Below are 24195 nucleotides of genomic sequence, written 5' to 3'. Positions count from 1 at the left end.
ATGGACTTTTCCTGGCTGAGCGACCCCTTCTATCAGGGCTATCTATGGGAAGGCTTCGTCAATACGCTATGGCTGCTGCTGGTGTCGGCGGCGGGTGGCCTGCTGCTCGCCGTGGGAGTCGCTTTGGCACGACTGCGCGGCCCGCGCCCCCTGGCCTGGCTGACCTGGGCCTTCACTACCGTGATCCGCGGCACTCCGCTGCTGGTGCAACTGTTCTTCTTCTATTACGGCGTAGGGCGCCTGCTGGAGAGTGTGCCCGGCATCCGCGAGAGCGTACTGTGGCCGCTGCTGCGTGACCCCTTCTTCTTCGGCGCCCTGACCTTCATCCTGAGCGTCGGCGCCTACTCCGGCGAGATCATCCGCGGCGCCATGCAGAGCGTGCCGCGTGGTGAGCTGGAGGCTGGCCGCGCCTTCGGGCTGTCCTCCTTCCAGGTTCTTGTCCGGCTATGGCTCCCTCGGGCCCTACAGCTCTGCCTGCCCACCCTTACCGGTGAAATGATCCTGCTGCTCAAGTCGATCCCGCTGGTCTCCACCATCGCCCTGATGGACCTGCTGCAGGCCGCCAATATCATTCGCGACGAGACCTTCCTGGTCTACGAGCCACTGATGCTGATCGCCGGTATCTATCTCGCCACCACCGTGGTGCTGACGCTGACGCTTCGCCTGGTCGAGCTTAACTTTCCCGGCATGCGCCCGACTCGTCGACGCTGGCTGACCACCCACGGAACAGGAGTCCACTGATGCAGCGCCTGAACGAGCAGTTCATCGATAACCAATGGGTTCCAAGCCACGGCGATACCCGGCTGACGATCGTCGACCCTTATCACGAGACACCGCTGGGCGAGATAACACGCGGCGACCCCGCCGATGTGGACGCCGCCGTAGCCGCCGCTCGGCGGGCCCTTCCCGGCTGGCGGGCCACGCCGGCGGCCCGGCGTGGCGAGCGACTCTCGGCCATCGCCGCGGGGCTCGAGCGGCGTCGTGAAACGCTGGCCACGCTCTCGAGCCGCAACAACGGCAAGCCGCTGAGCGAGGCACGCCAGGATCTCGACGATGCCATCGACTGCTATCGCTACTACGCCGAAGCGGCGACGGCCCTGGGAGAGCGCCAGGGCCGCCGCGAGGATGTCGGCCAGCCGGGACTGGCGGCCTATCGCTACTGGGAGCCGGTCGGGGTCGCCGGCCTTATCACGCCCTGGAACTTCCCCCTGGTCAGCAGTGCCTGGAAGCTGGCACCGGCTCTCGCTGCCGGCTGCACGGTGGTGTTCAAGCCCTCCGAGGTCGTGCCGCTGCCGGAACAGGTACTGTGCGAGATCGTGCTGGAGGCCGGCCTGCCCCCCGGAGTGTTCAACCTGCTGAATGGCGATGGCCAGGGGGTCGGCGCTCCCCTGAGTCAACACCCCGGCATCGACAAGCTCTCCTTTACCGGCAGCAATCCGGTGGGTGAAGCCGTGATGCGGGCCGCCGCCAGCGGCGTACGGCCGGTCTCGCTGGAGCTCGGCGGCAAGTCGCCGATCGTGGTCACCGAGGATGCCGACCTGGTCCTCGCCCGTGACCTGGTGATCGCCGGCATCTGTTACAACGCCGGCCAGATGTGCTCGGCCACCAGCCGCCTGATCGTCCACGAGCGCCTGGCAGACCGGCTCTACGCTGCCGTCGATGCCGCCATGGCGGAGCTTCAGCCGGGGGATCCCCTCGCGGAAGAAACCACCCTGGGCCCCCTCGTCAATGCCAGCCAGCAGGAGCGGGTCAACCGCTATCTGGCCCAGGCCGAGGCAGAAGGCCTGCACAGCGAGACACCCACCCCGGCTCTGCCCGAGCGCGGATGCTTCGTCTCGCCTCGGCTATATCGCGATGTTCCCACGGCCAGTCAGCTGTGGCGGGAGGAGATCTTCGGTCCCGTGCTCTGCGCGCGCCGGGTTGCCAGCGACGAGGAGGCGATCTCGCTGGCCAATGACAGCGATTACGGCCTTGCGGCCACCGTGGTATCGGGAGATCCGGACCGCGCCGACGCCATCGCCCGGCAACTGGAGGCGGGCAATATCTGGTGCAACAGCGACCAGCTGGCGCCCCCCCAGGGCAACTGGGGAGGCATGAAGCGCAGCGGCATCGGTCGGGAGCTGGGCCAGGGGGGCCTGGAGGCATATCTCGAGACCAAGCGCATCACCCGCCCGGCTGATCGCTGAGCCTGCAGTCCCTCGCGCCCTCTCGGCGCAGGAACTGCCCTGCCGAAAATAGAGTCCTGACAGACAGAAGCCCGGGTGACCGATCACCCGGGACCCGACATCTAGCCTTTCACCTTTCAACCTTTGCTGATGTAATGCCAGCAGTCCCATCCGTAGGCGCCTTGACAATCCTCGTCGCTGCGGCAAAGCTATACGCAAACTACGTACACTTCATGAAAGCACTTTTTGTCGAGCTGCCGGCCTTCGAGAGGCACCGCCCAACCTACTTCGACGACGCCACGTTTCGAGATTTCCAAAACTTCTTACTCAAGAGCCCCTCTGCAGGTGACGTCATCCAAGGCACTGGAGGGTTGCGCAAGGTCCGATTCAGCGACCCCAAGCGTCAGAAGGGGAAACGGAGCGGTGTTCGCATCATCTACTACTGGTGGCTGGGTGGCTCTCAGTTCTGGCTGTTTACCTTGTACGACAAGGACGCTCAGGACGACCTGACCCCGGCCCAGCGCAAGGCACTTAAACAGATGCTGGATGCCGAGCTCAACGCGAGGACATGACCATGGACCGCAATATCTTTGAAGAAATCGTCGAGGGCTTCGATGCCCTAGCAGAAGAGCGCCAAGGCAAGCGCACGCTTCGCTCCCACTGCGTAGAGCTGGAGGAGGTGCCCGATGTCACGGCCAGCGAGCTCATCGCATTGCGTGAGAAGCTCCACATGTCACGCCCGATATTCGCCATGTACCTGCGCACCAATCCTCGAACGCTGGAGAACTGGGAACAGGGCCGTGCCAAGCCCAACGCCCAGGCCAAAACCCTCATCCGGCTGGTCCAGAAATATCCCGAGACCATCGAGCACCTCGCAGCCCTTGGCTGATCGCCACTCGGCGGCTTCAGGATGGCGATCAACGTTTCTTCGTCGTTTCATGTGGACCTAGTCTGATCGAACAGGCATCTCACCGGGGTGCCAATCAGGTAGATCATGAGGATGAAGTTGGCTTCGTTTCGGTAACCACGTGCTGTGACCGAGCGGTCTCCTCTGGGCGCGCCACAAGGGTCGACAGGAGAGATCCAGGAATCGCTGGTAGGGAAAGCGAGCATGAGTTGTACGCGGGCAACAAAAAAACCGCCTCTCGGGCGGTTGGGGAATCGCGCTAGGCGATTGAAGTATCATGCTTTAAATGGTGCCGACACCAGGAGTCGAACCCGGGACCTACTGATTACAAGTCAGTTGCTCTACCAACTGAGCTATGTCGGCAATAGCCGCACTGAAGGCGACATGGAGGACCACTCCTCCTGGCGAGAAAAACCGTGAACTTGGGTCCACGGTCTTTCGAAAACAAGGTTGGCGATGGCTGGGGTACCAGGATTCGAACCTGGGAATGCCGATACCAAAAACCGGTGCCTTACCACTTGGCTATACCCCAGCAACTTGGTGGCCAGAGAGGGAATCGAACCCCCGACACGGGGATTTTCAATCCCCTGCTCTACCGACTGAGCTATCTGGCCCCTTGCCAACGGTGCGTATTAAACCCCAACCGGCTTTTCGCGTCAACCCCTTTCTTATCATCAAGATGAGGGCGGCACGTAACCCTCGGCCTGATCGGTCTCCCGGTTGTCGAAGAAGCGCTCCATCTGCTCCATCAGATACTCGCGGGATGAGGGTTCGAGCATGTTGAGATGCTTCTCGTTGATCAGGCGGGTCTGCAGGGCCTGCCACTCTTCCCATGCCCGGCGCGAAACACTGGCCTGGATCTCCTGGCCCTTCTTTCCAGGCAGAGGGGGGAATGGCAGGGCGTCGAGCTCCTGCTGATACTTGCGGCAGAACACGGTCTGACTCATGAGACGTCTCCTAGGCAGATGGAAGCTCAGGGCCCCGGCGGCATGTCCAGGGTGAAGGTCGCCAGGCTCGCCAGCAGGGCCTTCACCGGGGCCGCCAGGCCCACGGCATCGGGATTATCGGGATCGTACCAGCGGCGCGCCTCTCCGATCGAATCGAGGCTCCCGATCCGCGCCGGCTGGGGCGTGATCTCCAGACGGAAATGGCTGAAGACATGGGTAAAGGAGGCGCCCGGGGCATCGAGCCGGCTGCCTGGGGCATGAGTATCGAGCCAGGCCTCCAGGGCCAGCGCGTCATCGAACTGCGGCAGGCTCCAGAGCCCACCCCACAGGCCGCTGGAGGGTCGCTGTTCCAGCAACACCCTTCCCCGCGCATCGCGCAGCAGCAGCATGCGAGTGGTTCGCGTGGGCAGCGCCTTCTTCGGTTTGGATTCCGGGAAGCGGCGCTCCTGACCGCGTGCATGCGCCACACAGACATCGCTGAAGGGGCAGCGACCACACTCGGGGGTGCCACGCCGACACAGGGTGGCGCCCAGGTCCATCATCGCCTGGGTGTAGTCGGCCAGGCGATGGTCCGGCGTATAGTGATCGGCCAGCGCCCATAGCCTGCGCTCCACCGCCGGACGCCCCGGCCACCCCGCCACGGCATGCAGCCGGGTGAGGCTGCGCTTGACGTTGCCATCGAGGATCACCGCCCGCCTCCCCTGGCTCTGCGCGATGATGGCGCCGGCGGTGGAGCGGCCGATACCCGGCAGGGCCGCCATCTCGTCGAGGCTGTGGAGTGGAAACGCCCCGCCATGCTCCTCGACCACCACCCGGGCGGCCTTGTGCAGGTTGCGTCCTCGGGCGTAATAGCCGAGCCCCGTCCACAGGTGCAGCACCTCATCCTGATCCGCCGCCGCCAGGCGGCGCAGGTCGGGACAGCGAGCCATGAAGCGCTCGAAGTAGGGGATGACGGTGGTCACCTGGGTCTGCTGCAGCATGATCTCCGAGACCCACACCCGGTAGGGCGTGCGGTCTTGCTGCCAGGGCAGATCATGGCGACCATGCTGATCGAACCAGTCGAGCAGACGCTGCTGAAAGGTGGCGGGCGCGAGTACGGGTGTCGGTGTATCGGTCATTGAAGCTCAAAAAAAGGCGCCGGCACGAGGCCGACGCAGAGACTGACTTTGCTCACTCGAAGAGACCCCTCAAGGAGTCACGAAGTTCCTTGCCGGCACCCTCGCCCAGGCGCTCCTCGAGCTTGTCGAGGGCCCCCTCCAGCTGCTGCTCCACGGCATCGCCGGCACGCTCGCCAAGCTCATCGCGCAGTGCCTCGCCGATGGCCGCCTGGAAGCCGGTGCTGTCGAAGCGGCACCATTCGGCGCTATCGCCGTCGAGGCTGCCCTCGCAGCGTACCGGAAGGGGCAGTCGCTCGAGTCGACGATTGACCTTGCAGGCCATATCGGCGGTATCCACCACTCGCGCCGCGGCACGCAGATCGAAGCGCTCGCTGGTCAGGTCGAGCCAGCCCTCGCCGCCCACGTCGATCCCCGGCAGAGTGACGACGAGGTCATCGCTCTCCACGACGCCGTCGCGCACCTCGAGGGTGGCCTCGGCACGCTCGAAGCGCGTATCCGGCGCCCACTCGCGCTGGGTCGTCTCGCCCTGCAGGGTCGCCACGGCGCTGCACAGCTCCCGGGAAATATTGACGTCGAGGATCGCGCCATCGCCCAGTCGCGTGGTGAGGCGCCCATTGAGGCCGCGCTTCATCACCGGCCAGGCATTGCCATGGGTGGTCAGCTCGCCGTCGACAAAGGCTTGGCCCCGCAGCGGCGCCCTCTCATCTCCCTCGCCCAGCGCCTCCAGCAGAGCATCGACACGCACACGCTCAAGGCGCGGCGCCAAACGCCAGGCGATGGGATCACGCGTCAGATCAAGCTCGCCCGTGGCGGCCAGGCTTCCTTCGTAGAAGGCCGACTCCAGTGACGCCAGTCGCAGTCGGCCATCCTCACCCTCGAGCGCAAGCGAGGCGTCCTGAAACTCCAGGCCACCTAGCCGCAGTTGGCTCAGGGTCAGGCTGGCGTCCAGCGACAGGTCACGCAACCAATCGACGGGCAACATATCGCCCTCCTGGGCATAGGCGCGACCGATGCCGGGCGACCAAAGACCCGCTCCGTCCGGGGTGGCCCACGAAGCGGCCGGCAGATAGGCATCAAGATTCAGGCTATCACCCTGCAGCTCGGCCTCCAGGCGTCGGCCATCGAGGCCCGCCGTCAGCCGCCCGGTGAAGGTGCTGTCATCGAGCACCAGGGTCATGCCGGTGAGGTCCACTTGCTGGAGGTCGCCCTCCAGGGGAGTCGTCAGCGCCACATCGGAGAGGGCCTGGGGGTCGGCCGTGGCCGGCAGGCTGCCGAACCGTTCGAGCCATGGCCGCAGCGAGGTCGGCGCCAGGCGCAGCTGACCGTCGTAGCGTGGTTCATCGTAGAGGGCGGCAAGATTGAGATTGCCGCTCAGGCGCAGGCCATCATTACCACTCAGCGTCAGGTCCCGCAGCTGGGCGCTGCCATCGGCGAGATCAGACTCCAGAACGAAATCCATGACCAGCGAGAGAGGAGCCTCACCCAGCGCGGCATGCTCGAGCGTCGCATTCAGCGTGCCGCGCTCCAGGCGCAGCTGACGCTCCCTCGCGTCGACCACCAGCCGCTGGCCACTCAGCTCCAGCTGCTGGGGGCTCTTCACGCCGGCCAGCTGGTTGTGGGTGACCAGGGAGAGGTCCTCGAGACTATAGCGGCGCTCGGCCAGGGCCAGGGCGAGGCGCCCCTGCAGGGTGACGTCACTGGCCAGCTTCGGCACGGTATCACCGGCCCCCGTCGGGGTATCATGGCCAAGCAGCTGGAAGCTGGTCGTGAAGGGGAAGGGACGCCGCGGGTTGACGTTACGCCCGGTCACCGAGAGCCCCTTGAGATGCAGCGAGCGGCCGATGGCTCGATCGGTATAGTTCACCTCGCCGTCCTTGATCTCCACCCGGGCGATATTGAAGGCCACGGAGGGCCCACTGCCACCCGGTGTCGGCGCCGTGGAGGCACTGGCCGGTGTCGGCAGCTCCTCGTCGTCATCGGCCAGGCGCTCGAGCAGCGTCTCCCAGTTGCCGCGGCCGCGCTCGTCACGCGACAGGTTGAGACGCAGGCCATCCAGGGCCATGCCGTCGATGGCCACCTCTCCGCGCAGCAGCGACGTGAAGGCCAGGCTCACCTCCGCACGGCGAAAGGCCATGAAGGCCATGTCCTGCTCGATGGACTGCTCCGGCAGCCAGGCCTCGGCCTGTTCCACGCCGACTCCCAGTCGCGGGTAGAACGACCAGGAGAGGGGGCCCTTGAGGTCAAGGGTCAGGCCGGTGCGCTCCTTTACCACCTCTTCCAGTTCCGGCTTGAGGTCTTCAGGGTCGAGGAAGGTGGTAACGTAGATCACCGCCCCCACGGCCAGCACGGCGATGATACCGGTGGCGGCCAGCAGGGTGCTCAACAGACGCTTCATCGTGGCGACTCCTTGGAATGACGGCCCGGGAGAGCGAGCTCGTAGTGATCGCCACTGCGATCGAGACGATAACCGAGCCGCGAGAGCATCAGCTGATCGGCCATCTGCAGCTGAGCCACCTCGACACGCAGTGGCTTGCCCTCGGCACTGGCGGCCTCGGCGACCAGGGTCAGCAGGCGCGAGCCGACGCCCCGGCGCCGAGTCGGCTTGCGCACGCAGAAGTGCGACAGCCACCAGGCCTCACCGTCATCCTGCAGCGCCATGGCGCCGATCAGGCGGTCATTGAAGCGGGCACACAGGAAGGCGCCCCCCGAGCTCAGGTGCTCTTCGATAAAGACGTCAGGGGGGGCCGGCAGACGCTCGGCGGGCGCGTCGGCATAGATTCGGGCTAGGTCGGTTCGGGCCTGGGCGTCCACGTCACAGGCGCCCCGGTCGACGGGGTGCAGTGTCACCGGCATAGATGGTCTCCTGGGCCGGGGCAGCGTGGTTCGCCGCCGCGGAGGGGGCATTGTAGCGGATGGGGTCGGCGATTCTCTATAATGGCAGTTTTCCGGTGACGGGCGAGCCCCGCTACCACCCTGTTTCCGCGGGCCGCCACCATCGGCAGCCTGCCTTGACATGCGCCCAGGCGCTGGAGTTGCCTCAATGTCCGAGCGTATCGCCACGGTCAGCCGTGACACCCAGGAGACCCGCATCAGCGTCACCATCAACCTTGATGGAAGCGGCAAGCTCACCTGCGAGACCGGCGTGCCCTTCCTCGATCACATGCTCGACCAGGTAGCCCGTCATGGCCTGGTCGACCTCGATATCAAGGCCGATGGTGACCTGCATATCGATGATCACCACACCGTCGAGGACCTGGGCATCACCCTCGGCCAGGCCTTCGCCAGGGCCATCGGTGACAAGCGCGGCATTCGCCGCTACGGCCACGCCTATGTGCCACTCGACGAGTCGCTCTCCCGGGTGGTCATCGATTTCTCGGGGCGCGCCGGCCTGTTCATGGACGTGGAGTTCACTCGCGCCGCCGTGGGCAGCCTCGACACCCAGCTGTTCTGGGAGTTCTTCCAGGGCTTCGTCAACCATGCCATGGTCACCCTGCATATCGACAACCTGAAGGGGTTCAACGCCCACCACCAGGCGGAGACCATCTTCAAGGCCTTCGGCCGTGCCCTGCGCATGGCCCTGGAGCCCGATCCGCGCATGGCCGGCCAGATGCCTTCCACCAAGGGCAGCCTGTGAGCCCCACGCACCACCCCACTAGGAGCGCCCCATGACCATTGCCGTCATCGATTACGGAATGGGCAACCTGCATTCCGTCGCCAAGGCACTGGAACACGTCACCCACGAGAACGTGGTGGTCACCCGCGACCCGCGCCGCATCCTCGGTGCCACCCGCCTGGTGCTGCCCGGCCAGGGTGCCATTCGCGACTGCATTGGCGAGCTGGAGAAGACCGAGCTGCGTGGCCTGGTGGAGGAGCTGCTGGCCAGCCAGGAAAAGCCACTGCTGGGCATCTGCGTGGGCCAGCAGATGCTGCTCGACCACAGCGAGGAGAACGGTGGCATCGACTGCCTGGGCTTCCTCGGCGGTGAGGTAAAGCGTTTTCCCGCCGACATGCGCGATGACCTGAACCAGCGCCTCAAGGTCCCCCATATGGGCTGGAACCTGGTTCACCAGCAGCGCGAGCACCCGCTGTGGGGGGGCATCGATCAGGACGAGCACTTCTACTTCGTGCACAGCTACTATGTGGCGGCCAGTGACGATGCCACGGTGTTCGGCACCACCGACTACGGCCGCACCCAGGCCCATGTGGCCATCGGCCGCGACGCCACCTTCGCCGTGCAGTTCCATCCCGAGAAGAGCTCGCGGGCCGGCCTCAGGCTGCTCGAGAACTTTATTCACTGGGCGCCTTAAGCCGCGCCGGATTAACTGGGCGCCCTGAGCCGCGCCCGGCCCCGAATCCACAGGAGCCTGACATGCTGGTAATTCCCGCTATCGATCTCAAGGATGGTCAGTGCGTACGCCTCAAGCAGGGCCGCATGGACGATTCCACCACCTATGGCGATGACCCGGTGGCCATGGCCGAACGTTGGGTCGCCGCCGGCGCTCGTCGCCTGCACCTGGTAGACCTCAACGGCGCCTTCGAGGGCAAACCGGTCAACGGTGAGGCGGTCACCGCCATCGCCCGGCGTTACCCCGACCTGCCGATCCAGATCGGCGGTGGCATCCGCTCCGCCGAGACCATCGAGCACTACCTCGCGGCCGGGGTCAGCTACGTGATCATCGGCACCAAGGCGGTCAAGGAGCCCGAGTTCGTCGGCGAGATGTGTCGCGCCTTTCCGGGCCACGTGATCGTCGGACTCGACGCCCGTGACGGCTTCGTGGCCACCGACGGCTGGGCCGAGGTCTCCGAGGTCAAGGCCGTTGACCTGGCGAAGCGCTTTGCCGACGACGGCGTCTCGAGCATCGTCTACACCGATATCGCCCGGGACGGCATGCTGAATGGCGTCAACGTCGAGGCGACCGCGGCGCTTGCCCGTGACGGCGGGCTGCCGGTGATCGCCTCGGGCGGGGTGACCAACCTCGATGACCTGCGCGCCCTGGTAGACGCCCGGGAGCCGGGCATTCTGGGCGCCATCACCGGGCGCGCCATCTACGAGGACACCCTGGACCTGGCCGAGGGCCAGCGACTGTGCGACGAACTCGCCGGAAAAGGGAGCTGAACATGGGCCTCGCGAAACGCATCATCCCCTGTCTCGACGTCGACGCCGGCCGTGTGGTCAAGGGCGTCAATTTCATCGGCATCCGCGACGCCGGCGATCCGGTGGAGATCGCCCAGCGCTACAACCAGCAGGGCGCCGATGAGATCACCTTCCTCGACATCACCGCCAGCCACGAGGACCGCGACACTACCGTTGAGATGGTCGAACGCATCGCCGGCGAGGTGTTCATCCCGCTGACCGTGGGCGGTGGCATTCGCACCTGTGATGATATCCGCACCATGCTCAACGCCGGTGCCGACAAGGTCTCCATCAACACCGCCGCGGTCACCAACCCCGAGTTCGTTCGCGAGGCCAGCGAGCGCTTCGGCAGTCAGTGCATTGTGGTGGCCATCGATGCCAAGCGGGTATCCGCCGAGGGCGAAGCGCCGCGCTGGGAGATCTTTACCCACGGCGGGCGCCGCCCCACTGGCCTGGATGCCGTGGAGTGGGCGAAGAAGATGGTGGAGTACGGCGCCGGCGAGTTGCTGCTGACCAGCATGGATCGCGACGGCACCAAGGCCGGCTTCGACCTGGGGGTGACCCGCGCCATCGCCGACGCCGTCAGCGTACCGGTGATCGCCTCCGGCGGGGTCGGCACCCTCGACCACCTGGTGGAGGGCGTACGCGAAGGTGGGGCCGATGCGGTACTCGCCGCCAGCATCTTTCATTTCGGTGAGTACACCATCCCCGAGGCCAAGCGCTATATGGCCGAGCGCGGCATAGAAATGCGCCTATAAGCTTTTGATGATGCCAAGGTGTCTACGAACCTGCATGCTTGTCGTTCTGGCAAGCCTTTCGATCGGGCCGGCGACCGCCGGCCTGGCAGACGCGCCCGACGCCAAACCACCGGCCCCGTCGCCGAGGCTAAGCCACGTACTGCTCCAGACCAGCCTCTATACGCGCCACTTCAGCCGCGATCCGGAGCATACGAACAACCAGCAGCTGATGGGCCTGGAGCTGCACGATACGCGGCGGCGACTCATCGGTGCGGCCCGCTTCAAGAACTCCTTCAATCAGGCGTCGCTCTACCTGTATATCGGCAGGGAGCTTCCCTTGTGGTCGAATAATAATGCTGACATGACCATCAGAGGCAAGCTTACGGCAGGTGTTCTGCATGGCTATCGGGGCGAATACCGCGACAAGATTCCCTTCAACCGCTTCGGCATCGCACCTGCCATCCTGCCCAGCATCGGTGTTCGCAAGGATCGCTTCGAGTCCGACCTCATCGTGTTCGGCACCGCGGGGATCATGGTGACTGTCGGACTGCGCCTTTAGGCCGGACGGCTAATCCAGTGACAGGCCGAGATTGCTGACGCCCTCGTTGTGCCCCAGGCGGCGCAGGGCCTTGAGGGCGTCGCGATCCAGCACGCCCTCCTCCACCGCTTCCAGTGCCGCATCCTGGAAGTCATTCTCGTCTTCCATCAGCGGATGCTCGCGTACCAGCGCCGACAGGCGCTCGCCATCCTCCTCACCTTCGGTCAGCTCGATAAAGGCCCGCACGCCACCCCGCGAGGCGCGACTGACCTCCAGCACCGCCTCCGGCGCCTCGCCCTGCAGGGTATCGAGCAGCGCCGAGAGAGCCGCCACCGTTTCGGTGGCACGCCGAGCCCCGAAGCTGTCATCACCCTCCGGCGGCGCCAGCTCGGCCAGCTTCTCGGCCTGTCGCTCGAAGTCGATCTTGGCCCCGGCAATCGCCAGGCGCTCCCACACCAGATCGAGAATGGCGCGCAGCCCCGCCGGGTTGCCCTGGCCGGCCGTCTGGGCATAGAGCGCATAGTTGGGCAGCAGTCGCTCACACAGCGCCGCCATAAAGGCCTGCTGGCGGCGCGGCTCGAGGCCCTGCAGACGCTGAAAGAAACCGCTCATGGACTCTCCTTGGGCTTACATTATCAAAATCTCGCTGAACCACGAGGGGCGTCGGGGACAGGTCGCAGGGGAGGTCCTACGCCAGGAATGGCGTCGGTAGCGCCCAGGGACGGGCTCACAGCGCCTCCCCGATGGTCCGACACTTCGGGGCCTGTCCCCGAGAAAGCCCCGTTTGAGCGATATAACTCACGGCCACATCCGCTCCGCCGGGACGCGGCCGCGGGCATCCAGCAGCACTCCCTCGGCGGCCAGGCGTTCGCGCTGCTCCGCGGCACCGGGGTGATCGGCCAGCCGACGCGAGGCGGTGATGATGCGATACCAGGGCAGCCCGTGCCCCTCGGGCAGGTCGCGCAGGGCGCGGGCTACCAGCCGTGGCGTGGCACCCTCGGCCATGGCGGCGATGCGCCCATAGGTGGTCACCCGGCCGTGGGGAATCTCGGCGATCACGGTCAGGACCTGCTCCCTCCAGCTAGCCTGCATGTTACCTCCGTCCGACGCCCCATCATCCTCTGCTGGACAGGGCTCCCCATGCCCTGCTCCCGCTCTACCTTTCCCGTCCTGCCTTGCCCTCTCCGCTACTGCGCCGACCACTCCCTCGCGAACGCAAGGCAGCTCTCCCAGTCGCCCACATGCAGAAAGTCGCCCGGGTCGCGCTTCTCCAGCTGGTGACGATACATGGGGTCATAGTATTCGGTCAGCAGTGGCGCCAGCCACGCCTCATGGGCCTGAGAGTTGCCCCGCTCATGCTCGCGAAAGGCCAGCTCCTGGAGCCGTTGCAGCCGAGCCAGGCGCGTGCTGCCGAGACGCTTGCGCAGCTTGGCCAGGGACTCCTCCAGCTGCTTGCGCATCAGGGCCCAGCCCAGCCACTCGCCAAACTGTCGGTGATAGACCGTCCACAGCTCCTCGATATAGTCACGGTGAATCTGCGCCAGGCGCCAATCCAGGGGCATCTCAACGCGTATCCGCGGGGCACGCTGCATCCCCTCCCAGAAGGCCTGGGGCAGATTGGAGCCACCGATATGGCGAGACTCATCCTCCACCACCAGCGGGCCCGGCAGCGCCAGCAGGCGCAGGCCCATGGCGTGCTCGAAGTCGATCTGGCTGGGGGCCTGCAGTGGGTGGCGGCCGAAGGCGGACCCCTTGTGACGCGCGCACCCCTCCAGGTCCAGGCCGTTGTCCAGCGCCAGCACCAGATCGGTCTTGGCGCAGCCGGTGAGCCCGCCCACCACCAGCAGCGGCTGCTCGGCGGCGGCATCGATGCGGGCACAGAGCGCCTGGCGCATCGCCTTCCAGCCGCCGCGGATACGTGGCCGGGTGATACCCGCCTCACGGATCCACTGCTGGGCGATCTGCGAGCGCAGACCGCCGCGAAAGCAGTAAACGATGGCATCGGGGTGCCGCTCGAGCTCCGCCTTCCAGGCCGCGACCCGGGCCGCCTTGACCTCACCGCGGACCAGTCGCTCACCCAGGGCGATGGCCGCCGCCTGGCCACGCTGCTTGTATTCGATACCGACGAGTCGCCGCTCCTCGTTATCCATCAACGGCAGGTTGACCGCCCCGGGCAGAGCCCCCTGGATGAACTCCACGGGGGCACGCACATCGATAAGCCGTCGCCCCTCGCTCAGCAGCCCCGGGTAGGGGTCGACCAGCGGCAGCTCACTCATCCACGCACCTCGATGCGCGCCGGGCCGCTGGCCTCGACGATCTCGCCGAAGGGCTGGAGGGTCAGGCCATGCTCACGGCCGATGCGCTCGACGTCATCTTCCCAGGCCGGATCCACGGCCAACAACAGGCCGCCGGAGGTCTGGGGATCGCACAGCCACTGCCAGTGGGCCTCATCCATCTCAGGCAGGCTCTCGCCCAGCGCCTCCCGGTTGCGCAGGGTGCCCCCCGGCACCGCGCCCCGGCGGCGGTAGGCCTCGGCCTCGGCCAGCCGCGGCAGGCGACGGAAGTCGATACGCGCCGCCACCTCGCTGGCGGCACACACCTCGGCCAGATGTCCACCGAGCCCGAAGCCGGTGACATCGGTCATGGCATGCACTCCCGCTATCCGGGCCAGGTCCACGCCGATGCGGTTGGAGCGCAGCATGGTCTCCCGGGCCAGGCCCTGGTGGCCGGGTTCGATCAGCCCCTTCTTCTCCGCCGTGGTCAGCATGCCGACCCCCAGCGGTTTGGTCAGGAACAGCAGATCACCTGGCCTGGCGCCCTTGTTGAGTTTGAGATGTTCGATCTCGACGAGCCCGTTCACCGCCAGGCCGAAGATCGGCTCAGGGGCGTCGATGGAGTGGCCACCGGCCAAGGCCAGCCCCAGCTCGCGACACACCGCCTGGGCACCGGCCATCACGTCTCCGGCCACCTCGGCGGGCAGCTTGTCCAGCGGCCAACCGAGGATGCCGAGCGCCATGACCGGGGTGCCGCCCATGGCGTAGATATCGCTGATCGCATTGGTGGCGGCGATGCGCCCGAAGTCGAAGGGGTCGTCGACGATGGGCATGAAGAAATCGGTGGTCGCGATCATGCCGCGGCCATCGCCCAGATCGTAGACGGCGGCGTCCTCGCGGCCCTGGTTGCCGACGATCAGGCGCGAGTGGCTCGCGCCGGGTCCGGCCTTGGCCAGGATACCGTCGAGTACGTCGGGGGCGATCTTGCAGCCGCAGCCGGCGCCGTGGCTGTACTGTGTCAGGCGGATGGCGCTCATCGGATTCTCCTCGCAATCGGTGATGGGCATTCTAACACCAAGGACCCCGCTCACAGGGCCTCGAGGGCATCGGCAAGCTTGTCCACCGCGACGACCTCCATGCCCTCCGGGGCATGCTTGGGGGCGTTGGCACGCGGTACGATCGCACGGGTGAAGCCATGCTTGGCGGCCTCGACGATACGCTCCTGGCCGCTCGGCACCGGACGGATCTCGCCGGACAGCCCCACCTCGCCGAACACCACCAGCTCGCGCGGCAGCGGACGGCTCTGCAGGCTGGAGACCACCGCCAGCAGCACCGCCAGATCGGCGCTGGTCTCCAGCACCTTGACCCCGCCAACCACGTTGAGGAAGACATCCTGGTCACCGGTGAACAGGCCACCGTGGCGGTGCAACACGGCAAGCAGCATCGCCAGGCGGTTGGCGTCGAGACCCACGGCGACCCGACGTGGATTGCCCAGTGGCGAATCATCGAGCAGTGCCTGCACCTCCACCAGGATCGGCCGGGTGCCCTCCCATACCACCATCACCAGGCTGCCCGGCGCCTGCTCCTCGGTGCGCGACAGGAAGATGGCACTGGGGTTCTTCACCTCCTTGAGACCGTGCTCGAGCATGGCGAAGACCCCCAGTTCGTTGACCGCGCCGAAGCGGTTCTTCTGACCGCGCAGGGTACGAAAACGCGAGTCGGCGCCCCCTTCCAGCAACAGCGAGGCATCGATCATGTGCTCCAGCACCTTGGGGCCGGCCAGGCTGCCATCCTTGGTCACATGCCCCACCAGCAGCAGCACGGTGTTGCTCTGCTTGGCGAAGCGCGTCAGCGCCGCCGCGGATTCGCGCACCTGGGCCACGCCGCCCGGGGCCGAGGCGATATCCTCCAGATGCATGGTCTGGATGGAGTCGATGATCAAAATGTCGGGCCGCTCGCGCTCGGCCACCGCCAACACGGTCTCGACACTGGTCTCGGCCAGCATCTTCAGCCCCTGGGTGGGCAGTTGCAGTCGGTGGGCGCGCATCGCCACCTGGGAGAGCGACTCCTCGCCGGTAACGTAGAGCACCCCCTGCTGCTGGGCCAGCTTGCAGGCGGTCTGCAGCAGCAGGGTCGACTTGCCCGCCCCGGGGTGGCCACCCAGCAGCACCGCCGAGCCGGGCACCAGGCCCCCGCCCAGTACCCGGTCAAACTCGGCGAAGGTGGAGGAGAGGCGCGGCACCTCGCTGAGATCGACATTGCCCAGGTCGACCACTTCGCGAGTCAGGGCGCCGGCATAGCCGCCACGACCGCCGCTCCCCGCTGCCGCGGCGCTCCCTCCGCCGGGCCGTGCCGGAGCGAGGCGCACCTCGCTGAGGGTGTTCCATTCGCGACAGCTTCCACACTGTCCCTGCCACTTGCGATACTCGGCGCCGCATTCGGTACAGACGAAGGCGCTCTTTGCCTTGGCCATGGCATGTCTCATCGGTGGTTTGATCGTAGAAAACCGCTTGGGCGAGGCCCCGCCCCCCGCAGGGAAGGTGCGGCATCGGCCTCAACGACAGGGGGGCGGCCAAAAGGCCGCCCCCACTGGATCAACATCATTCGCCGGCGATTACTGACGCTTGAGCTGGAGCATTTCGCTGTTCTGGAAGCGGCGACGCTCGGGGTCGATCAGCTCCAGGGTCTGGGGGTCGAGGCGCAGGAAGTAGTAGATCTGCCCCTCGCCGTCAGGAGTGAGCTCGTACACAGTGGCATCGGGCTCGTTGGCGGTGCCGGAGAGCACCTCCCAGTTGCCGGCGTAGGTCTCGTCCGGGGGGCTCTGGGGGTGGCCACGATAGGAGGCATTGAGCTCGAAAGTGCGCTCCGCGGCAGCGGCCTGCTCATCGCCACGCATCAGCACATCGAGGTCGATGCCGTCACAGTTGCGACACGGCAGAGTTCCCTGATAGCGCTCTTCATCGGGCTCCACGGCGGCGCCACCCGGGCCACCGCCGGGACCGGCGGCACACCCGGCCAGCAGCGCGAGCAGGGCCGATCCGGCGAGCAAGGTCCTGATTTGCATATACGTCCTCCTGGGCAGTGATCGTTGCTTCGTTTGGCACGGCGGCCTGACTCACAGCATAACCGCTGATAAGGCCGGCGCACAGTTTCGCAGCACCTCAGCCGCCGATACCAGCATGCACGTAGGCAAAGACCAGCGCCAGCACCATTGGCATCACCACCAGCGAACCGAGGTTACCGATCAGCACCAGCGAGGCGACCTTGTGGGGCTCCTGGCGATACTGCTCGGCCACCAGATAGTTGAGCACCGCCGGCGGCAGGGCGCCAAACACCCAGAGTGCCGCGGCTTGTAGACCGGTCAACCCCAGCAGCCAGATCAGCGGCGCGGTGAGCACCAGCCCCGAAAGGGGGCATAGCACGGCGCCCAGCAGGCCGGTCTTCCAGTCCGAGAAGTCGATATCGAGCATGCGCACGCCGAGTGCGAAGAGCAGCAGCGGAATGCACACCCCACCGAGCATATGCAACGCCTCCAGCAGCCAGCCGGGCAGCGCCACGCCGAACAGATTGACCGCAAGGCCGGCAAGGGTGGCCAGCACGATGGGCAGGCGCAGAATCCGCAGCAGCGATGAGCCAGGGCGCAACATCCACAACCCCACCGTGAAATGCAGCAGCATCTCGACGATAAACAGCACCACCGCCGCGGGCAACGCCGCCTCTCCGAAGGCCAGCAGCAGCAGAGGGATGCCCATGTTGCCGGAGTTGTTGAACATCATCGGCGGCAGGAAGGTCTTCACCTCCAGGCCAAGATGTCTGGCCAGCGGCCACAGCAGCAGCCCGGAGCCCAGCACCACCACGGTTCCGCCCAGCGCCAGCCCCAGGTACTCCTCCAGCGGCGCCTGGCCATCGGCCAGCACGGCAAACACCAGCATGGGCACGAACAGCTCCATGTTGAGCGTATTGAGAGTAGCGATATCAGGGTTGCGCAGGCGCCCGTAGAGGGTGCCGCATCCGGCGATCAGAAATACCGGCAGCAGGGTGGCAAGGATCTGGGCGGTCATCGCGACGTCATTGTCATCAGGGAACAGGAGCCCCAGCCTAGCACGGCTTGCGCGGCCCGGCCGGGCGGGTCACCATGCTGGTATTCCCTCCATGACCCGAGCGAGAGCGATGAGCAAGTTCTGGAGCCCCGAGGTGCGCGAGCTGACCCCCTATATTCCGGGTGAGCAGCCACGCGAGCAGCTGATCAAGCTGAACACCAACGAGAATCCCTATCCGCCGGCCCCCGGGGTCGGCGCCGTGCTGCGTGACTTCCCCAGCGACCACCTGCGCCGCTACCCGGACCCCGAATCCCGTGCCCTGCGCGAGGCACTGGCCGAGGAGCTCGGCGTCGAGCCACAGCAGGTGTTTGTGGGCAACGGCTCCGACGAGGTGCTGGCGCTGGCCTTCCAGGCCTTCTTCCGCCAGGGACGGCCGCTTGAGATGCCGGAGATCAGCTACAGCTTCTATCCGGTCTACTGCCGCCTCTACGGCATCGAGCGCCAGGCCCTGCCGCTGGCCGCCGACTGGTCGGTGGACCTCGAGGCCTTCTCGGCCACGGCCGGCGGCACCATATTCGCCAATCCCAACGCCCCCACCGGCCACGGTCATACCCGCGAGGCCCTCGCCACCCTGCTCGAGCGCATCACCGAGTCGGTGGTGCTGGTCGATGAGGCCTACGTGGACTTCGGGGGCGAGAGTGCGGTGCCGCTGGTGGAGCGTTTCCCCAACCTGCTGGTCACCGGCACCTTCTCCAAGTCCCGCAGCCTGGCCGGCCTGCGTCTGGGCTATGCGGTAGGCTCCCGGGAGCTGATCGAGGGGCTGGAGCGAGTCAAGGACTCCTTCAACTCCTATCCGATCGACAGCCTGGCCAGCGCCGTGGCCATCGCCTCCCTGGCCGACCGCGAGCACTTCGCGGCATGCCGAGGGCGAGTGATCACCACCCGTGAGCGCACCCGCGACCGTCTCGAACGGCTCGGCTTCGAGGTGCTGCCCTCCCAGGCCAACTTCCTGCTGGTACACCACCCCGAGCAGGACGCCGCCCAGCTGTTCGTGGGACTGCGCAAGCGCGGCATCCTGGTTCGCCACTTCAATACCGAGGCGCTGCGCGACCATCTGCGCATCAGCATCGGCACCGAGGATGAGATGACCAGCCTCACCGAGACCCTGGAAACCCTCTGTCAGGCACCCGCCTGAGGCCGAAAGCCGGATGCCAGAAACACGAAAGCCCCATGGTGCTCAGGCACCATGGGGCTTTTCATGAGCTCATCCGCCTAGAAGTGCGGCTTGAGCTGCTGTACCAGCGCCTTGTAGAGGCGCGGACCGGCGGCCATCAGCCGACCATCCGCTTCCACCAGGGGCTGACCATCCGGGGTCCCCATCAGTGCGCCGGACTCCTTGAGCAGCAGGCTGCCGACATGCAGCTCCTGCTCCTCCAGCCCCAGCACGAAGGCGGCATCGGCACGACCGGAAGCGAGCTCGGCGAGGTCGAGCAGGCCGCTGCCGGTGGCACGCTGCATCTCGATAAGCGGGCCCAACTGCTGCACCAGGGTCAGATAGGCGGGCAGATGGCGGCTACGCAGGGTGGCGTCGGGCAGTCCCATGGCAATGCGCGTGCCGGTCACGGCATGGCGGCCAGGCACACGGATACGCTTGCCGTTGTGCTGGGCACCACGACCCCGGCTGGCCAGGTACTCGTCGTCGCTGAAGGGACAGATCACCACCGCATGCTCCGCACGACCCTTGATCAGGCAGACCAGCGACAGCGCGAAGCCGGGGGCAGCCACCTCGAGGTTGGAGTAGCCATGGAAGGGTTCGATGCGCCACAGCACATCGCGCCCCTCGCCTTCACCTTCACGGTGAGGCGTGAATCGACCGACGACGCCGTGCTGGGGATAACCGCGGGAGAGCTGACGCACGATCAACGTCTCGGCGTTGCGCGCGGCATCTTGCAGCAGACGCTCGAGGTTGTGCTCTTGGTGGGAGTTCTCGATACGCTCACGGATGCGCAGGAACTGTTCTCCGGCACTGCGAGCGGCGCGCAGCGCGTATTGGACCATCGGATGCATGATCGGGCCTTGGGGAGTCGGTGGTGTTAAAGAACGGGACGTTCACTCGAAACGATGTCGCGAATCCTAGCAGAAGCGCTCGGGACGCGCCATCCACGGCGGCCCTCACAAGGGCTATCGCAGATGGCAGTACCGCTCAAGGCTGTTCCGGCGACAGGCCTTCGAGGGGGCGCTACGAGTACTTCCCTGTAGGCTACCTCGGCCATCCCTGGTCCTCGGACCCCCTCTCCGACCTGTCCCCGGCGCCTTTCACGATCACCTTGTCGGGAACTGCGATAGCCCTGGACGCTCGCATGCTAGACTGCGCCCCTAAACTTCCAGTAGCACCGGACCCTGACCCATGCTCGAGCGCATCCGAATCGTCCTGATCGGCACCAGCCACCCCGGCAATATCGGCGCCACCGCCCGCGCCATGCACAATATGGGCCTGGCCGACCTGAGCCTGGTGGCACCACGTTGTGAGCCGATCACCGCCGAGAGCGTATCGCGCGCCTCGGGTGCCGACCACCTGGTACACGCCGCCCGAGTGGTCGGCACTCTGGAGGAGGCCGTCGCCGACTGCACCCTGACGGTGGGCGCCAGCGCCCGTTCGCGCACCCTCCCCTGGCCGATGCTCTCGCCACGTGAGGTGGGTGACCGCCTGCCCGCGGAGCTGGTCGAGCCTGATGCCCGGGTGGCGCTGGTATTCGGTCGCGAGGACAGCGGCCTGACCAATGCCGAGCTGCAGCGCTGTCATGCTCATGTGCACATCCCCACCAACCCCGACTTCAGCTCGCTGAACCTGGCCGCGGCGGTGCAGGTGCTCGCCTATGAATGCCGCCAGGCCTGGCTGACAAGTGAGCCTGCCGATACCGATGAGCCCACGAATCCCGACCAGGTCCTGGCCAGTCATGCCGAGCTCGAGCACTACTTCGCCCACCTGGAGCGCACTCTCGTCGCCATCGGTTTCCATGACCCGGCCAAGCCTCGCCAGCTGATGGCCCGGCTGCGCCGCTTTACCCTGCGGGCCCGCCCCGAGCGCATGGAGCTCAATATCCTGCGCGGCATCCTCACGGAGACCGAGAAGCTCGCCCCGCCACGCGATGACTGAAGAGGCAAAGCACCGGTGAAAAGCCCCGATTCGCCTTGAAGGCCTTCACCGGCGCCCCCACACTAAAATGACCATCCGCGGCGGCTGCCGCCCTGCCCATCCAAGCCCAAGGACCGCTGCATGTTTCAACGCCTGCGTGAGGACATCAACAGCGTTTTCGACCGTGACCCGGCGGCGCGCAACTTCCTCGAAGTGCTGACCAACTACCCGGGCCTGCACGCCCTGCTGCTCCACCGCCTGAGCCATCGCCTGTGGCGCGCCAACCTGCGCTGGCTGGCCCGCAGCCTCTCCACCTTCTCGCGCTGGCTCACCGGCATCGAGATCCACCCGGGTGCCACCATCGGCCGGCGCTTCTTCATCGACCACGGCATGGGCGTGGTGATCGGCGAGACCGCCAGGGTGGGCGACGACGTCACCCTCTACCAGGGAGTAACCCTGGGCGGCACCAGCTGGAACAAGGGCAAACGCCACCCCACCCTGGAGGATGGCGTGATCGTCGGTGCGGGCGCCAAGATCCTCGGTCCCTTCAGCGTCGGCACCGGCGCCAAGATCGGCTCCAACGCCGTGATCACCAAGGAGGTACCGGCCGGCGCCACCGTGGTGGGCATACCCGGCAAGATCGTCAAGCGCGAGGAGCCGGATACCGCCGACACCCTGGACGTCGATCCTGGTCGCCGCGAGGCAATTCGTCGCAAGTTCGGCTTCGACGCCTACGGGGTCAGCGAGGATATGCCCGACCCGGTGGCGCGTTCCATTCAGGCGATGCTCGATCATATGCACGCCGTGGATGAGCGTCTCGAGCGCATGTGCCAGACCCTGCGCAAGGTCGACGCCAGCTACCGTGCCGGGGAGATGCCCGAGCTGCGCGACGAGGACTTCGCCGAGGTACTCGATGATCCCTGCAAGACCCCCGAGAAGGAGCCCGAGAAAACCCCTGCTTCCGAAGACAGGCGCGATCGGGCCGACGAGGGGTCCGGCACGAATGGTTGACCTTGTCACTCGGTCTTTCCCATAATGCCGTTTCGACCCGCGCGCTCCCCAGCGAGCCGATGATGACCCAACGCCGCTCCGGCGGTGCCGAGGACGCCATGCGCCTGACCACCAAGGGACGCTACGCCGTCACCGCCATGCTCGACCTGGCCATGAATGCCCATAGCGGGCCCATCTGTCTGGCCGATATCTCACGGCGCCAGGAGATCTCGCTCTCCTACCTCGAGCAACTGTTCGCCCGCCTGCGCCGTGGCGGACTGGTGAAGAGCGTGCGCGGCCCTGGCGGCGGCTATCTGCTGGCCCAGGAGCCGGAAGCGATCTCCGTGGCCCGGGTGATCGACGCCGTGGATGAGTCGGTGGATGCTACCAGATGCGGAGGCCTTTCCGACTGCCAGCAGGGGGATACCTGCCTTACTCACCATTTGTGGTGCGAGCTGTCGGAACATATCCACGGTTTCCTGGACGGCGTCACCCTCGGCCAACTGGCCGATCGCCAGGAGATCCAGCGGATCGCCGGCCGTCAACGTCGTCGCCTCGATGGTGACGGCATCCTCGCCTCGGCGACGTGATCGCCAGGCCGAACTCGAGACTATCCGAGGCCATGACCACACCCGTCTATCTCGACTACGCCGCCACCACCCCCGTCGACCCCCGAGTCGCCGAGCTGATGGCGCGCCACCTGACCTTCGATGGCATCTTCGCCAACCCCGCCTCGCGCAGCCATATGCTGGGCTGGCAGGCCGAGCAGGCGGTGGAGAATGCCCGTCGTCAGGTGGCCGACTTGATCGGCGCCGACCCTCGCGAGATCGTCTGGACCAGCGGCGCCACCGAGGCCGACAACCTGGCCCTGACCGGCTTCCTGCGTGCCAACCGCCACCGCGGCCGCCACCTGATCACCTCGGTGATCGAACACAAGGCGGTGGTGGATACCGCCCACGCCCTGGAGGCCGAGGGCTTCGACGTCACCTGGTTGACGCCGGCCCACGACGGCCGGATCAGCCCGGCACAGCTGCGCGAAGCGATGCGCGAGGACACCGTGCTGGTATCGTTGATGGCGGTGAACAACGAGCTGGGAGTGATCCACGACCTGGCGGCCCTGGCCGAGGTGGCCCACGCCGGTGGCGCCGCCTTCCACGTCGATGCCGCCCAGGCGGTAGGCCGCCTGGACCTCGATGTACAGCGTCTCGGCATCGACCTGATGTCGCTCTCGGGGCACAAGGCCTACGGGCCCAAGGGCGTCGGCGCCCTCTATGTGCGGCGCCACCCCGATATTCGACTGGAGGCATTGATTCACGGCGGCGGCCACGAGCGGGGCATGCGCTCCGGCACCCTGCCGACCCATCAGATCGTCGGGATGGGCGAGGCCTTCGCCCTCGCCGGCACCGAGGGTGCTGCCGACCAGGCGCGCATCGAGGCACTGCGCGACCGCCTGCTCGAGGGGCTCGCCGACCTCGACGGCATCCACTGCAACACTGCAGTGGATGCCTCCGTGCCCAATATTCTCAATCTGGCCTTCGCGGGCGTGGAGGGCGAATCGCTATTGATGGCACTGCGCGATATCGCCCTCTCCACCGGCTCGGCATGCAACTCGGCGAGCGTGGAGCCATCCTATGTACTGAAGGGCATCGGTCTACCGCGGGCGCTGGCGCTCGCCTCGCTGCGCTTCAGCTTCGGACGCTTCACTACCGAGGCCGACATCGATCGAGCCCTGGAGGCCTTGCGCCACGCCCTGGTCGGCTTGCGCCGCCAGGCCAGATGACGCGCTCATGACTGGCGCACCCCCTGCAACAGCATTCACAACAGGAGAGAGACCCATGTCGCATCTCACTATCACCGACGCCGCCGCCGAGCAGATTCGTCGGGTACTCGACGAGCGCGGCCAGGGCCTTGGACTGCGTGTGTCGGTCAAGCCCAGTGGCTGTTCCGGCTACAGCTACGTGCTCGACTTCGCCGACGAGGCGGCCAATGATGACACCTGCTTCGAGGAGCATGGGGTCAAGGTCTTTGTCGCGCCTGACGCCCTGGAGATGCTCGATGGCAGCGAGGTCGACTACGTCAACGAGGGGCTCAACCGCTATTTCCGCTTCAACAACCCCAACGTCAAGGATGAATGCGGCTGCGGTGAGAGCTTCACCGTCTAGACCTGTCACCGATACGACCTCGAACGGCTCGGCCGGCGCTGACCACCC

The 24195-nt window shown here is 66.3% G+C and carries 27 protein-coding genes and 3 tRNA genes; 15 read left to right on the top strand and 15 right to left on the bottom strand.

Going from position 1 to position 24195, the window contains the following annotated elements; all coding sequences use genetic code 11:
- The 4 genes from Q0894_RS04875 (at position 1) to Q0894_RS04860 (ending at position 3054) form a co-directional block, all read left to right on the top strand.
- A complete protein-coding gene (locus Q0894_RS04875; protein ID WP_299232026.1) occupies positions 1-741 on the top strand; it encodes an ABC transporter permease subunit in 741 nt (246 codons plus the stop codon).
- A complete protein-coding gene (locus Q0894_RS04870) occupies positions 741-2186 on the top strand; it encodes an aldehyde dehydrogenase family protein (RefSeq protein ID WP_299232024.1) in 1446 nt (481 codons plus the stop codon). The genes Q0894_RS04875 and Q0894_RS04870 overlap by 1 nt, the downstream gene beginning before the upstream one ends.
- 212 nt (positions 2187-2398) lie before the next feature.
- Positions 2399-2737, top strand: a complete 339-nt coding sequence (locus Q0894_RS04865; RefSeq protein WP_299232022.1) for a toxin — start codon at positions 2399-2401, stop codon at positions 2735-2737.
- Between the two features lie 2 nt (positions 2738-2739).
- Positions 2740-3054 carry a transcriptional regulator gene (locus Q0894_RS04860; RefSeq protein WP_299232020.1) on the top strand — a complete coding sequence of 105 codons (315 nt, stop codon included), beginning with the start codon at positions 2740-2742 and terminating at the stop codon, positions 3052-3054.
- Positions 3055-3359: 305 nt separating this feature from the next.
- Here the strand turns inward: Q0894_RS04860 and Q0894_RS04855 are convergent.
- The 7 genes from Q0894_RS04855 to Q0894_RS04825 all read right to left on the bottom strand — a co-directional run bounded on the left by Q0894_RS04855 (position 3360) and on the right by Q0894_RS04825 (position 7990).
- A tRNA-Thr gene (locus Q0894_RS04855) sits at positions 3360-3435 on the bottom strand.
- 94 nt (positions 3436-3529) lie between these two features.
- Positions 3530-3604, bottom strand: a tRNA-Gln gene (locus Q0894_RS04850).
- Positions 3605-3610: 6 nt separating this feature from the next.
- Positions 3611-3686, bottom strand: a tRNA-Phe gene (locus tag Q0894_RS04845).
- A gap of 60 nt (positions 3687-3746) precedes the next feature.
- Complete coding sequence (locus Q0894_RS04840) at positions 3747-4019, bottom strand: oxidative damage protection protein (protein WP_299232018.1); 273 nt, start codon at positions 4017-4019, stop codon at positions 3747-3749.
- A gap of 26 nt (positions 4020-4045) precedes the next feature.
- Complete coding sequence (gene mutY, locus Q0894_RS04835; RefSeq protein WP_299232016.1) at positions 4046-5137, bottom strand: A/G-specific adenine glycosylase; 1092 nt, start codon at positions 5135-5137, stop codon at positions 4046-4048.
- Positions 5138-5189: 52 nt separating this feature from the next.
- Positions 5190-7532 carry an AsmA family protein gene (locus Q0894_RS04830; protein WP_299232015.1) on the bottom strand — a complete coding sequence of 781 codons (2343 nt, stop codon included), beginning with the start codon at positions 7530-7532 and terminating at the stop codon, positions 5190-5192.
- Complete coding sequence (locus Q0894_RS04825) at positions 7529-7990, bottom strand: acetyl-CoA sensor PanZ family protein (RefSeq protein WP_299232013.1); 462 nt, start codon at positions 7988-7990, stop codon at positions 7529-7531. The genes Q0894_RS04830 and Q0894_RS04825 overlap by 4 nt, the downstream gene beginning before the upstream one ends.
- Before the next feature lie 187 nt (positions 7991-8177).
- On the opposite strand from Q0894_RS04825, the gene hisB reads away from it, so the two are divergent.
- The 5 genes from hisB to Q0894_RS04800 all read left to right on the top strand — a co-directional run bounded on the left by hisB (position 8178) and on the right by Q0894_RS04800 (position 11567).
- On the top strand, positions 8178-8771 hold the full coding sequence (gene hisB, locus Q0894_RS04820) for an imidazoleglycerol-phosphate dehydratase HisB (RefSeq protein WP_195689201.1): 594 nt from the start codon (positions 8178-8180) through the stop codon (positions 8769-8771).
- Between the two features lie 31 nt (positions 8772-8802).
- Positions 8803-9444, top strand: coding sequence for an imidazole glycerol phosphate synthase subunit HisH (hisH, locus tag Q0894_RS04815; RefSeq protein ID WP_299232007.1), 642 nt, complete (start codon positions 8803-8805; stop codon positions 9442-9444).
- Positions 9445-9506: 62 nt separating this feature from the next.
- The gene (gene hisA / locus Q0894_RS04810) at positions 9507-10253 is read left to right on the top strand and encodes a 1-(5-phosphoribosyl)-5-[(5-phosphoribosylamino)methylideneamino]imidazole-4-carboxamide isomerase (protein WP_299232005.1); all 747 of its coding nucleotides are present in this window, start codon (positions 9507-9509) and stop codon (positions 10251-10253) included.
- Positions 10254-10255: 2 nt separating this feature from the next.
- Complete coding sequence (gene hisF, locus Q0894_RS04805) at positions 10256-11029, top strand: imidazole glycerol phosphate synthase subunit HisF (RefSeq protein ID WP_299232003.1); 774 nt, start codon at positions 10256-10258, stop codon at positions 11027-11029.
- 34 nt (positions 11030-11063) lie between these two features.
- On the top strand, positions 11064-11567 hold the full coding sequence (locus Q0894_RS04800; RefSeq protein WP_299232001.1) for a hypothetical protein: 504 nt from the start codon (positions 11064-11066) through the stop codon (positions 11565-11567).
- 9 nt (positions 11568-11576) lie between these two features.
- On the opposite strand, the gene Q0894_RS04795 is transcribed toward Q0894_RS04800, so the two are convergent.
- The 7 genes from Q0894_RS04795 to Q0894_RS04765 all read right to left on the bottom strand — a co-directional run bounded on the left by Q0894_RS04795 (position 11577) and on the right by Q0894_RS04765 (position 17880).
- Positions 11577-12158: a YjaG family protein gene (locus tag Q0894_RS04795; RefSeq protein WP_299231999.1), complete on the bottom strand. Its 582-nt coding sequence runs from the start codon at positions 12156-12158 to the stop codon at positions 11577-11579.
- 186 nt (positions 12159-12344) lie between these two features.
- The gene (locus tag Q0894_RS04790; RefSeq protein WP_299231996.1) at positions 12345-12638 is read right to left on the bottom strand and encodes an MGMT family protein; all 294 of its coding nucleotides are present in this window, start codon (positions 12636-12638) and stop codon (positions 12345-12347) included.
- Between the two features lie 95 nt (positions 12639-12733).
- Positions 12734-13822: a tRNA 2-selenouridine(34) synthase MnmH gene (mnmH, locus tag Q0894_RS04785; RefSeq protein WP_299231994.1), complete on the bottom strand. Its 1089-nt coding sequence runs from the start codon at positions 13820-13822 to the stop codon at positions 12734-12736.
- Positions 13819-14856 carry a selenide, water dikinase SelD gene (gene selD / locus Q0894_RS04780; RefSeq protein WP_299231992.1) on the bottom strand — a complete coding sequence of 346 codons (1038 nt, stop codon included), beginning with the start codon at positions 14854-14856 and terminating at the stop codon, positions 13819-13821. The genes mnmH and selD overlap by 4 nt, the downstream gene beginning before the upstream one ends.
- A 50-nt stretch (positions 14857-14906) precedes the next feature.
- Positions 14907-16292 (bottom strand): DNA repair protein RadA, encoded by a 1386-nt coding sequence (gene radA, locus Q0894_RS04775; RefSeq protein ID WP_299231989.1) that lies wholly within the window; start codon positions 16290-16292, stop codon positions 14907-14909.
- 141 nt (positions 16293-16433) lie between these two features.
- Entirely contained in the window at positions 16434-16883 is a 450-nt protein-coding gene (locus Q0894_RS04770; RefSeq protein ID WP_299231987.1) for a copper resistance protein NlpE N-terminal domain-containing protein, read from the bottom strand.
- Between the two features lie 97 nt (positions 16884-16980).
- Positions 16981-17880: an AEC family transporter gene (locus Q0894_RS04765; RefSeq protein WP_299231985.1), complete on the bottom strand. Its 900-nt coding sequence runs from the start codon at positions 17878-17880 to the stop codon at positions 16981-16983.
- 109 nt (positions 17881-17989) lie between these two features.
- Here Q0894_RS04765 and hisC point away from each other — a divergent pair, with 109 nt between their 5' ends.
- Positions 17990-19054, top strand: a complete 1065-nt coding sequence (hisC, locus tag Q0894_RS04760; RefSeq protein ID WP_299231983.1) for a histidinol-phosphate transaminase — start codon at positions 17990-17992, stop codon at positions 19052-19054.
- 77 nt (positions 19055-19131) lie between these two features.
- Here hisC and Q0894_RS04755 read toward each other — a convergent pair whose 3' ends face one another.
- Positions 19132-19926 carry an inositol monophosphatase family protein gene (locus Q0894_RS04755; RefSeq protein WP_132043643.1) on the bottom strand — a complete coding sequence of 265 codons (795 nt, stop codon included), beginning with the start codon at positions 19924-19926 and terminating at the stop codon, positions 19132-19134.
- 340 nt (positions 19927-20266) lie between these two features.
- On the opposite strand from Q0894_RS04755, the gene trmJ reads away from it, so the two are divergent.
- The 5 genes from trmJ (at position 20267) to Q0894_RS04730 (ending at position 24147) form a co-directional block, all read left to right on the top strand.
- Positions 20267-21016 carry a tRNA (cytosine(32)/uridine(32)-2'-O)-methyltransferase TrmJ gene (gene trmJ / locus Q0894_RS04750; RefSeq protein ID WP_132043641.1) on the top strand — a complete coding sequence of 250 codons (750 nt, stop codon included), beginning with the start codon at positions 20267-20269 and terminating at the stop codon, positions 21014-21016.
- 120 nt (positions 21017-21136) lie between these two features.
- Positions 21137-22006, top strand: a complete 870-nt coding sequence (gene cysE / locus Q0894_RS04745) for a serine O-acetyltransferase (protein ID WP_299231979.1) — start codon at positions 21137-21139, stop codon at positions 22004-22006.
- 98 nt (positions 22007-22104) lie between these two features.
- A complete protein-coding gene (gene iscR / locus Q0894_RS04740) occupies positions 22105-22575 on the top strand; it encodes a Fe-S cluster assembly transcriptional regulator IscR (protein ID WP_195689321.1) in 471 nt (156 codons plus the stop codon).
- Between the two features lie 32 nt (positions 22576-22607).
- Entirely contained in the window at positions 22608-23765 is a 1158-nt protein-coding gene (locus Q0894_RS04735; RefSeq protein ID WP_299231977.1) for an IscS subfamily cysteine desulfurase, read from the top strand.
- A gap of 55 nt (positions 23766-23820) precedes the next feature.
- The gene (locus Q0894_RS04730) at positions 23821-24147 is read left to right on the top strand and encodes an iron-sulfur cluster assembly accessory protein (protein WP_195689186.1); all 327 of its coding nucleotides are present in this window, start codon (positions 23821-23823) and stop codon (positions 24145-24147) included.
- The last annotated feature ends 48 nt before the right edge of the window (positions 24148-24195 follow it).

The sequence above is a fragment of the uncultured Halomonas sp. genome, assembly GCF_947501415.1.
GTDB lineage: Bacteria > Pseudomonadota > Gammaproteobacteria > Pseudomonadales > Halomonadaceae > Halomonas.
Note: the sequence above shows the minus strand (reverse complement) of the source record. Positions and strands in the feature narration are given on the sequence as shown.